We start from the raw sequence: 10423 nt of genomic DNA, 5'->3' as shown, positions 1-10423 counted from the left end.
GCGGCAGGTAGCACAATACGCAGTTGGCAGACATATTTATGCGTTTACGCATCCCGCGAAGAGCAGAGGGCTTCGCCCGCACATGAAATACCACCCGCTTGGCGGGTGGATGTTTATTGTATACCCGGCGCGCGGGCATGAGCACATGCGACAGGAACAGCGGCGGAAAAAGGTGCCTGCGGATTGGAACGTGGCGTGCCTGCGGCCTTTGCGAAAGGCAACAGAAATGCGGGTATGGGCAGGGGCCATATGGCCGGAAAAGCGCCCTAGACAAAGGGCCTATCCGGCGCGAATACCGGGGGCGCGGGGCTTGAAGCTGCCGCGCCTGGCAAAAAATGGCGGCCGGGCGCGGGTTTTAAATATCCTGTAAACGGGCGGTGGATAAGTGCGGCCAGCCGTTGGCGCGCAAGGGCTGCGGGATTTTGGGGCGGGCGCAAAAAAATCCCGGAGGAAGGCACAAAGCCCGGGGCAAATATGATACAATAATAAAGAGATAATCCTTTAGGGGGAAATGAAACTTTGGAACAAACCGTGAACATGCTGACCAACAGCTTTATGAGCATCGGCATATGGGATATCCTGGATATCGGCATCATGTCGGTGCTGATCTATTACCTGCTCAAGCTGACCATACAGACCCGGGCCAAACAGGTGTTAAAGGGGCTGGGCATCCTGATCGTGGCGCTGCAGCTGAGCGATATTTTGCAATTTCAGACTTTGAGCTGGCTGCTGAGCTACATCTTAAATTCCGGTATCATCATCATCGTAGTGCTGTTTCAGCCGGAGCTGCGGCGCCTGCTCGAGCAGCTGGGGCGCAACAAGATCCTGCAGGGCGCGCGGGACCTGCTGGTGGCCGATACCGAGGCCGCGCTGGACTTGACCGGCGTAGCCGAGGAGATGGCCCGGGCGCTGCAAAACATGGCCAAGACCAAGACCGGCTGCCTGATCGTGGTGGAGCGCCAGGTGCCGCTGAACGACATTATCGAGACCGGCACCCGCATCGACGCGCGGCTGACCAGCCAGCTGCTGGAGAACATCTTCGTGGTCAACACCCCCCTGCACGATGGGGCAGTGGTGGTGCGGGGCGGCAGGATCGCCGCGGCGGGCTGCTTTTTACCGCTGAGCGATTCGGACGCGCTGGCCAAGGAGCTGGGCACCCGGCACCGGGCGGCCATGGGCATCAGCGAGAATGCGGACTGCGTGACCTTCCTGGTCTCCGAGGAGACCGGGGTGATCTCCATGACCCGGGAGGGGCAGATGACCCGGTATCTCAATTCCAAGACCCTGCGCGAGGTGTTAGTTGGCCTGTTTGCCCCGCATATTTCCAAGGTTTCGCTGGCCACGCGCATCAGGAGGGCACGACGTGAAAGAAAAACTCATTAACATTTGCAAGCGGGTGGGCACGCGGCTGCGGCACAACCTACTGCTTAAGATCATGGCGGTGTTTTTCGCCGTTATCCTGTGGAGCTATGTGATGGGGGTGACCGACCCGGCCCGCACCCACGTGTACCGGGGCCTTTCCATCACCGTATCGGGCGTGGAGACCATGGAGCAAAGCGGGCTGGCCTGCGCCAACCTAGCGGATATTCTCCAGCTGAAGGCGGATGTTTCCCTTTCGGTACAGCAATCCAAGCTGCGCTCGGTCTCGGCGGACCGGATCAGCGTGCGCATCGACTTTTCAGGCGTTTCAGCCGAAGGGGAGCAGACCCTGCGGGTCTCGGCCTATACCTCCACCGGCGAGGTGGTCAGCGTGCGGCCCAGCGAGGTGACGGTGCAGATCGAGCCGCTGGTGAAAAAGACGGTGCAGATCTCCTGCGACCAGGTGGGCACGGTGCCGGAGGGGTACTGGCAGGGCGAGTGCACCCTGGGGCAAAATACGGTGGACATCTCCGGGGCCAAGAGCGTGGTAGAGCAGGTGGAAAAGGCGCGGGTGGAGCTGAACCTGGCCGGGGCGACGGAGACCTACTCGGGCACGCGGGAGATCGTGCTGTTTGACGAGATCGGCGCAAAGGTGGACCCGGCGGCGCTGACGCTTTCCACCCACTCGGTCACGGTGGATGTGCCCATCTACCCGGCCCAGCGGATCGACATCAGCGAAATGGTGAACTTGGTAGGCCGGGACGCGGTAGCCCCCGGGTACGAGGTGAAGGATATCGAGTGCAGCCCGGAGAGCGTGCTTTGCGCTGGGCCGCAGGATGTGCTGGACGCGCTGGACAGCGTGACGCTGGAATCCCTCTCGGTGGAGGGCGCCTCCAGCGACGTGGCGCAAAAGGTGAAGCTGCGCCTGCCCAGCGGGCTGAAGTATGTGGACTATGAAGAGGTCGAAGTGGTGGTGCGCATCGGCGAGGCCGAAAAGAGCAAGACGCTGGAGCTGCCGGTCTACCAGATGAAGGACGGCGAGCAGGTGGGCACGGCCGAAAGCACCGTAAAGGCCACCATTACCGGGATGAGCAGCGCTATCGACCGGCTGACCGAGGCGGGCGTGCACCTGGAGGTGGACGTGACCGATTTAAGCCCCGGGGAATACACCCTGGCTGTAGCCAGCAGGCTGGACGATGAAACGCTGCGGGTAGAGGCGATCCTCCCGGATAAGGTGCGGGTGATCGTCCAATAAAAAGCGTGCCCCTGTGCTTGCGGGCGCGATGCGGGCCGATGAGTACCGGACATAAGTGGATTATGCCCGGTACTTCTCATATGCGGCGGGGGTGCGCGCTTTTTGTGGGATAAGGACGGAAAAAGGAGAATAGGATTTGATAGAGTTACATGAGCTGCGCCTGGGGCTGGAAGAGGAGAACGGGGCGCTATACGACCGGGCGGCCCAGCGGCTGAAGCTGGCGCGCCGGGAGATCGAGGAAGTGCAGATCCTGCGCCGCTCGGTAGACGCGCGGGATAAAAAAGACGTGCACTTTAAGGTATCGGTCCAGGTGCGCCTGGCCGGACCCGAAGGGCGGGTGCGCCTGCGGGGCAGCGACAGGATCGCCCCGGAAAAAGAGGCGCTGTCCATCCCCCAGGCGGCGTTTACCCTTCGCCCGGTGGTGGTGGGCGCGGGCCCAGCAGGGCTTTTTTGCGCGCTGACGCTGGCCCGGGCAGGGGCGCGGCCCTTGGTACTGGAGCGGGGGCAAAAGGTGGCCCAGCGTGCCAAGGACGTCCAGCGTCTGATGGGCCAGGGCGTGTTGGACGAGGAGAGCAACCTGCTCTTTGGCGAGGGGGGCGCGGGCACCTTCTCGGACGGGAAGCTGACCTGGCGGGGCAAGCAGCACACCCTGGGGCGGTATGTGCTGGAGGCTCTGGCCGCCGCGGGCGCCGGGGAGGAGGCCGTGTACGACGTGCGCGCCCACGTGGGTACCGACCGGCTGCGGGAAACCGTGACCCAGCTGCGCCGCCAGATCGAGGCGCTGGGCGGAGAATTCCGCTTTGGGGCAAAGGTGGCGGACCTGGAGGTGAGAGATGGCCGGGTGCGGGGCGTTGTGATGCAGGATGGGACGCGCATACCCTGCGGGGCGGTAGCCCTTTGCACCGGGCACAGCGCGCGGGATACCTATGCCATGCTGCGCAGCCGGGGCGCGGCGCTGGAGCCCAAGCCCTTTGCGCTGGGGGTGCGCATCGAGCACCCGCAGGAGATGATCGACCGGGCGCAGTACGGGCCCTTTGCCGGCCGTCCGGCGCTGGGCGCGGCCAGCTATGCGCTTACGGCCAAAGCGCCGGACGGCCGGGGCGTATACACCTTTTGCATGTGCCCGGGGGGCGAGGTGGTGCTCAGCGCCTCGGAGCAGGGAGCGCTGGCGGTCAACGGCATGAGCTACCACGCACGGGATGGGCGCAACGCCAACAGCGCGATCTTGACCCAGGTGTGGCCGGAGGACTTTATGCAGGCGGGGGACCCGCTAAGCGGCCTTGCATACCAGCGGCATTTTGAGCAGCTGGCCTTTGCGGCAGGGGGCGGCGGATTTATTGCCCCGGCCCAGCGGGCGGCAGACTTTACCGCCGGGTGCAGGACCGTGCGCTTTGGGGCGGTGGCACCTTCCTTTCAGCCCGGCGTGCGGGGGGCGGACCTGCGGGAGTGCCTGCCGGGCTATGCCGCCCAGGGAATAGCCGCGGGGCTTGCGGCCTTTGACCGGCGGCTGCGGGGCTTTGCCCTGCCCGACGCGGTGATGACGGGGGTAGAGACCCGCTCCTCCTCGCCGGTGCGGGTGCGCCGGGGCGAGGATGGCTGCGCGCTGGGGCTGTCGGGGCTGTATCCGGCCGGAGAGGGCGCGGGGTATGCCGGGGGCATCGTCTCCAGCGCGGTGGACGGGGCGGCTGCGGCGCTGAAGATGCTGGCCGCGCAGGAGATGTAGAAAAGGCCGGGCGGAATAAGGCCGGACGGAACGGAGAATATCCGCCGGATGCGCAATTAAAATTGTCAAAAACCCTTTGGTGGGGTAAGATAATATCAGACGGGCGGAGAGAAACGGCGCCGCCCCGGGAAAAGAGGTGAGCGGGCCGCAAGGCCCGACGGGATATGAATATGGAATGGATCGCCAGCGTGTTTAGCGGCAGCTTGGATCTGGCCATGACGATACTGGCCGTGTGCATGGGGCTGGTGCTGATCGTACTGGGGGTGTTGGACCGACGCATCTCCAGAGCAAAGGTAGCCCATGCGCCGCAGGCGGAAAAGCTGCCGGCGCGCCAGCGCGTCAGCCGGACGCTGGATAAGTGGGATGACGGCCTGCGCAATTTGAAAGACCGCTTCTTCCATCCCCGTAAAAAGGAGGAAGAGGCGCACACCCCCTTAGGCGAGCGGGAGGACGACCCGCTGATGGCCCCGATACAGGAGGGATTTGCCCACGGGCAGGCGGCGGAGATAATGGCGGAAGGCGCCGCTCCGCAGGCGGATGAGAGGACAGAGGATGCCGGCGCGCAGTGGGAAGAATACCCCGAGCAGGCCAGCTGGCCGGAAGATGAAGAGGACGGGGAGGCCTGGGCCGGGGAATATCCACAAGCAGCGCAGGAGACGGGGATACAGGACGAAGTGTGGCCGGAATACCCGGAGGAAACGCAGACACCTGAGAATGAGGAGGAAGAACATTGAACAGGATCAGCATCCTGACGGGCAATTATGGCTCCGGCAAGACCGAGATCGCCCTGGAGATGGCCCGCCGCCTGGCGGCGAAGGGAAGGACGGCGCTGGTGGATCTGGATATCGTGAACCCTTATTTCCGCTCCTCCACGCAGCGGCAGGCCCTGGAGGCGCTGGGGGTGAAGGTGTACGCCCCTAACTTTGCGGGCACGAATCTGGACCTGCCCTCTTTGCCGGGCGAGATCGTCGCCGTATTTGAGGACCCGGATGTGCAGGTGGTGTTTGACGTGGGCGGGGACGCCACCGGCGCAGCGGCGCTGGGGCGGTACCACCGCTATTTTGAGCGGGAAGGGTACGAATTGCTGTACGTGGTCAACGCCTGCCGGCCGCTGAGCGGCACGCCCGAGGAGATCGCCGGGCTGCTGGCACAGATCGAGGCGAAAAGCCAGCTGAAGGTGAGCGCGCTGATCAATAACACCAACCTGGCGCTGGAAACGGATGCGGATACGCTGATGGCGGGCCAGCAGGTGGTGCAGGCCGTGGCCCGGACGCTGGGGTTGCCGATCGCTTACCTGGCGGGCATGCCGCAGGTGCTGGAGGCGCTGCCCCAGGCGGTGCGCCAGGCATACGAGGGGCGGCTTTTTGCCTTTACGCCCGTGATGCGGCCGGATTGGCTGGACGAGTAGTTCCTCCACCGGCCATAAGCGCAGGAAAGGCGGTTGCCAGGCGCTAAATGGGAAAGGGAGAAAAGCCTTTTGCCGGGAAAGCCGCAGGGCAGAGCGAAGGGCTTTTGCGTCGGCAGGCGCGCCGGGCCGTAAGAGGTGAGGTGCGGACAGGCCAAGCGGTGGGCAAGAGATTCCTCGCTGCGCTCGGAATGACAGTCGTGGTGAGCGCGGAGGATGGTGCTTGGCGGGCGCAAGAGCGCGGACAGAGGTTAATGGAATAAGCGGATAAAAGGGCGGTAGCCCAGCGCGGCTTGGTATAGAGGTAAAGCCTTCGGCGGGCGCAAGAGCGCGGACAGAGGTTAATGGAATAAGCGGATAAAAGGGCGAAAGCCCAGCTTGGTTTGGCATAGAGGTAAAGCCTTCGGCGAGCGTAAAAAGCATAGCCAAAGGCCGATGATGGAGCGGAAAAAAGGGCGAAGGCCCAGCGCGGCTTGGTATAGAGGTAAAACCTTTGGCGGGCGCAAAAAGCATAGCCAAAGGCCGATGATGGAGCGGAAAAAAGGGCGAAGGCCCAGCGCGGCTTGGTATAGAGGTAAAACCTTTGGCGGGCGCAAGAGCGTGGCCAGAGGTTAATGGAATAAGCGGAAAAAAGGGCGATAGCCCAGCTTGGTTTGGCATAGAGGTAAAACCTTTGGCGGGCACAGGAGCGTGGCCAGAGGTGAATGGAATAAGCGGATAAAAGGGCGATAGCCCCGGGGGGAAGAGCGATGGATGAAAAATGGAAGGACTTTATCCTGTGCGCGGCGGGCGGCTGGTTTGGATTGCATAAGTTCCGCGAGGGGGAGACCGTGTGGGGCGTATGCTATCTGCTGACGGTTGGGCTGCTGCTCACGGGCTGGTTGCGGGATTGTTATGACTATTTCCAGGTGGCCAAGGGCCTGCAGCCGCCCATTCCCAAACGGGTCAAGCGCGCGCTGCGCGCGGTGGGGGACCCGGCCTTGCCGCTGCCGGTGTACGACCCGGGGCCGGTGCTGCTGGCCGAAGGGGAGAAATGCCATTTTTCGGCCCGGGCCAAGCGCCGGGTGGAGAGCGCACAGGCGGAGACCCAGGGCGCCCCGCAGGTGTTTTTGCGGGGGATGCTGGTGATCACCGACCAGCGCGCGGTATTTGCCGCCTCCCGGGGCGGGTTTGACGTAAAACTTGAGGCAATAGAAAAGCTGGACTGCGCCAGCCGGTATTTCTTTTTACAGACCCGGGAGGAGCGCTATGCGCTAAAGTGCAGGGAGGCCCGCTATGCTTGGCAGACTTTGCAGCGCATCCTGCATGAGCGCGGGGAAGAGGGCAAAACCGCGCAGGAAATTTGAGGGAAAACGACAAAAAACCTGCAAAACGTCCGTTGGGAAGTTGACAGGTGGGGTAAAGAAAATTATAATAAGGTATGGTTTTCGCCCGGGGGATAGGCGGTAAGCTGCCCCTTATAACGGGTATAAATCAAAAAAATTGTGCTGCCGGCCTGGCATGAAGGGCCGGGCGGCCATTTTTTTATAGCAGGGCCCCCTGGGGTCCTATGGCAAGAAAGGGTGACATGGAGGTATGGGTAAAGTAACGTTTAAAGAAGAACTGTGCAAGAGCTGCGGCCTATGTGTTAACGCCTGCCCGGTCAAGATTCTGGCGCTGGACAAAGAGCGAATTAACGCCAAGGGCTATCACCCGGTCGCGTGCGTCGCGCCGGAGAAGTGCACGGGCTGTGCGTCCTGTGCGCGGATGTGCCCGGACGTAGTCATCACAGTCGAGAGATAGGGCGCTCCGCTTTCGCAAAAAGACCTGTCTTTTTGCGAGCAATCACGCTTTGCCTGCAAATGCAAAAGCATTTGCGGCCGGCAAAGCGCGCAAAGAACGAAATCCTCCGGATTTCATCCGTTTTGGCGTACACGCCGCCAAAGCCGATTGAAGTTAAGGGATGCGTCCCTTAACAAACCCTGGAGATTGGAAAAGCCTGATAAATGCGGGGTGCATTTTGCCCCCATGTAGTATGCAGTACAAGGAGGACGGAAAATTCCTATGGCAAAGAAATTGATGAAAGGGAACGAAGCCATCGCCGAGGCGGCCATCCAGGCCGGCTGCCGGTATTTCTTCGGTTACCCGATCACACCGCAAAACGAGATCCCCGAATATATGGCGGCGCGGATGCCCAAGGTGGGCGGCTGCTTTTTGCAGGCCGAGAGCGAAGTGGCGGCCATTAACATGGTATACGGCGCGGCGGGCGCCGGCGCAAGGGTCATGACCTCTTCTTCCAGCCCGGGAATCAGCCTCAAGCAAGAGGGCATCAGCTATATCGCCGGGGCGGACCTGCCCTGCGTAATCGTCAACATGGTGCGCGGCGGCAGCGGCTTAGGCTCGATCCAGCCCGCCCAGAGCGATTACTTCCAGGCCACCCGCGGCGGCGGCCATGGCGACTACCGCACCCCGGTGCTGGCCCCGGCCTCGCTGCAGGAGGCGGTGGAGCTGATGATGGACGCCTTTGACATGGCAGATAAATACTTAACGCCCGTAATGGTACTGGGCGACGGGATGTTGGGCCAGATGATGGAAGCGGTGGATATGCCCGAGTACAAGGCCCCGGCGGACCTGCCCGAAAAGGACTGGGCCGCCACCGGCTGGGATGGCAAGAGCCGCAAGCGCACGGTGGTCAACTCGCTGTACATCAACGCGGCGGACCTGGAAGTGCAAAACCTTAAGATGCAGCAGCGCTATGACCAGATCGTGCAAAACGAGACCCGTTGGGAGTGCGATGGGGTAGAGGGTGCCGAGGTGATCGTCACCGCGTACGGCACCATGGCCCGCATCGTGCGCAGCGCCATGACCCGCGCCCGGGCCGAGGGCATCAAGGTCGGCATGGTGCGGCCCATCACCCTTTGGCCCTTCCCGGAAAAGGCCGTGTTTGACGCGGCGGCGCAGGACAGCGTGAAGAACGTGCTGTGTGTGGAGATGAGCCTGGGGCAGATGGTGGACGACGTGAAGATCGCCGTGGCCGGGCGCAAGCCGGTCAGCTTCTTCGGCCGCTCGGGCGGCATGTTCCCCACCGTGAACCAGGTGCTTGAAGAGATCCGCAAATTGAGCAAGGGAGGGATGTAAGCATGGCAACCGTATTCCAGAAAACCGCTATGCTGACCGACAAGCCCTTCCATTACTGCCCCGGCTGTACGCACGGGATCATCCACCGCTTGGTGGCCGAGTGCATTGAAGAGCTGGGCATGATGGACAAAGCCGTGGGTGTGGCCCCGGTGGGCTGTGCGGTATTTGCTTATGATTATTTTAACTGCGATATGTACGAGGCGGCCCACGGGCGCGCGCCGGCTGTAGCCACGGGCGCCAAACGGGTGCACCCGGAGAACCTGGTATTCACCTACCAGGGGGATGGCGACCTGGCCTCCATCGGCGCGGCGGAGATCGTGCACGCGGCGGCCCGGGGCGAGAACATCACCACCATCTTCGTCAACAACGCTATTTACGGCATGACCGGCGGGCAGATGGCCCCCACCTCCCTGCCTGGGCAGGTGACCACCACCTCCCCCTATGGGCGGGATGTGGACCACTGCGGCTACCCCATCCAGGTGTGCGAGATGCTCGCCACCCTGAAGGGGCCGGCCTACCTGGCGCGGGTAAGCGTGCACGACGTCAAGCACGTGATCCAGGCCAAAAAGGCCATTAAGACCGCGTTCCAGATGCAGCTGGAGGGCAAGGGCTTTGCGCTGGTAGAGGTGCTTTCCACCTGCCCCACCAACTGGGGCAAGACGCCGCTTGAGGCCATCGAGTGGCTGAAGGACAATATGATCCCCGCCTATCCGCTGGGCGTGTTTAAGGAGGCGAAGTAGGCATGGAACACCGTATCATCATCGCCGGCTTCGGCGGCCAGGGCGTACAGTCCATGGGCCAGCTGATCTGCTATGCCGGTATTCACGAGGGTAAAAACGTATCCTGGCTGCCTTCCTACGGGCCGGAGATGCGCGGCGGCACCACCAACTGCTCGGTCATCGTATCGGATGAGCCGATCGGCGCGCCGGTGCTGACCGAGGGCAATTGCGTCATGGTGCTGAACCGTCCGTCGCTGGATAAGTTCGAGCCGGCGGTAGAGCCGGGCGGGCGGCTGTATATCAATACCAGCCTGATCGACCGCAAGGCCGAGCGGGAGGATATCGAAGTGATCTACATCCCCTGCGACGACCTTGCCAATGAAATGGGCAACGGCCGGGTAGCCAACATGATCATGCTGGGCGCGTTCATCGAGGCTACGGGCATCGTGAGCATCGACAGCGTGATCGAGGCGCTGAAAAAGGTGCTGGGCGAGCGCAAGGCTCATCTGATTCCCTTAAACCGGGAGGCGCTGGAGCGCGGGGCGAAGATCGCCAGGGGAGAGGAAAAGGTATAGGGTTTTAGTCAGTGGAGAATTAAGGCTTAACGCGAGGCAGGGAGGAAAGTTAAGGAACGAATTTTGTTCGTTAAGGGGGAAGGGGGATTCCGATTTCCCCCTTATCCCCCTTAACAATCCCTTAACCCCTTGAAACGGCCACTCCGTGGTGGGGACGGAGGTTTTTCAAGCTCTCCTATGCAGGCAAAGATATATATTTTCCGGAGTGTTCGCTTATACACTATCTTTCGTGTCAAACCAACCTGCCCCCCTCTGACGAGGGAGGTGGTG

At 62.2% G+C, this 10423-nt stretch carries 10 protein-coding genes; all 10 read left to right on the top strand.

Annotated elements, in window-relative coordinates:
* Positions 1–519: 519 nt before the first annotated feature.
* On the top strand, positions 520–1383 hold the full coding sequence (gene cdaA / locus H8699_RS10425) for a diadenylate cyclase CdaA (protein ID WP_249285648.1): 864 nt from the start codon (positions 520–522) through the stop codon (positions 1381–1383).
* Positions 1364–2614, top strand: a complete 1251-nt coding sequence (locus H8699_RS10420; protein ID WP_147517135.1) for a CdaR family protein — start codon at positions 1364–1366, stop codon at positions 2612–2614. The genes cdaA and H8699_RS10420 overlap by 20 nt, the downstream gene beginning before the upstream one ends.
* Positions 2615–2750: 136 nt before the next feature.
* Entirely contained in the window at positions 2751–4337 is a 1587-nt protein-coding gene (locus tag H8699_RS12485) for an NAD(P)/FAD-dependent oxidoreductase (RefSeq protein WP_283244215.1), read from the top strand.
* A gap of 164 nt (positions 4338–4501) precedes the next feature.
* Positions 4502–5071, top strand: a complete 570-nt coding sequence (locus tag H8699_RS10410) for a hypothetical protein (protein WP_249285647.1) — start codon at positions 4502–4504, stop codon at positions 5069–5071.
* Entirely contained in the window at positions 5068–5745 is a 678-nt protein-coding gene (locus H8699_RS10405; protein WP_249285646.1) for an ATP-binding protein, read from the top strand. Before H8699_RS10410 ends, H8699_RS10405 begins: the two co-directional genes overlap by 4 nt.
* A 746-nt stretch (positions 5746–6491) precedes the next feature.
* Positions 6492–7088, top strand: a complete 597-nt coding sequence (locus tag H8699_RS10400; protein WP_249285645.1) for an NINE protein — start codon at positions 6492–6494, stop codon at positions 7086–7088.
* A gap of 229 nt (positions 7089–7317) precedes the next feature.
* Positions 7318–7524, top strand: coding sequence for a 4Fe-4S binding protein (locus H8699_RS10395; RefSeq protein ID WP_138294371.1), 207 nt, complete (start codon positions 7318–7320; stop codon positions 7522–7524).
* Between the two features lie 261 nt (positions 7525–7785).
* Positions 7786–8859: a 3-methyl-2-oxobutanoate dehydrogenase subunit VorB gene (locus H8699_RS10390; RefSeq protein WP_249285644.1), complete on the top strand. Its 1074-nt coding sequence runs from the start codon at positions 7786–7788 to the stop codon at positions 8857–8859.
* 2 nt (positions 8860–8861) lie between these two features.
* The gene (locus tag H8699_RS10385) at positions 8862–9599 is read left to right on the top strand and encodes a thiamine pyrophosphate-dependent enzyme (protein WP_249285643.1); all 738 of its coding nucleotides are present in this window, start codon (positions 8862–8864) and stop codon (positions 9597–9599) included.
* Between the two features lie 2 nt (positions 9600–9601).
* The gene (locus H8699_RS10380) at positions 9602–10153 is read left to right on the top strand and encodes a 2-oxoacid:acceptor oxidoreductase family protein (RefSeq protein ID WP_249285642.1); all 552 of its coding nucleotides are present in this window, start codon (positions 9602–9604) and stop codon (positions 10151–10153) included.
* Positions 10154–10423: the final 270 nt, after the last annotated feature.

Source organism: Luoshenia tenuis (assembly GCF_014384745.1).
Classification (GTDB): domain Bacteria; phylum Bacillota; class Clostridia; order Christensenellales.
Note: the sequence above shows the minus strand (reverse complement) of the source record. Positions and strands in the feature narration are given on the sequence as shown.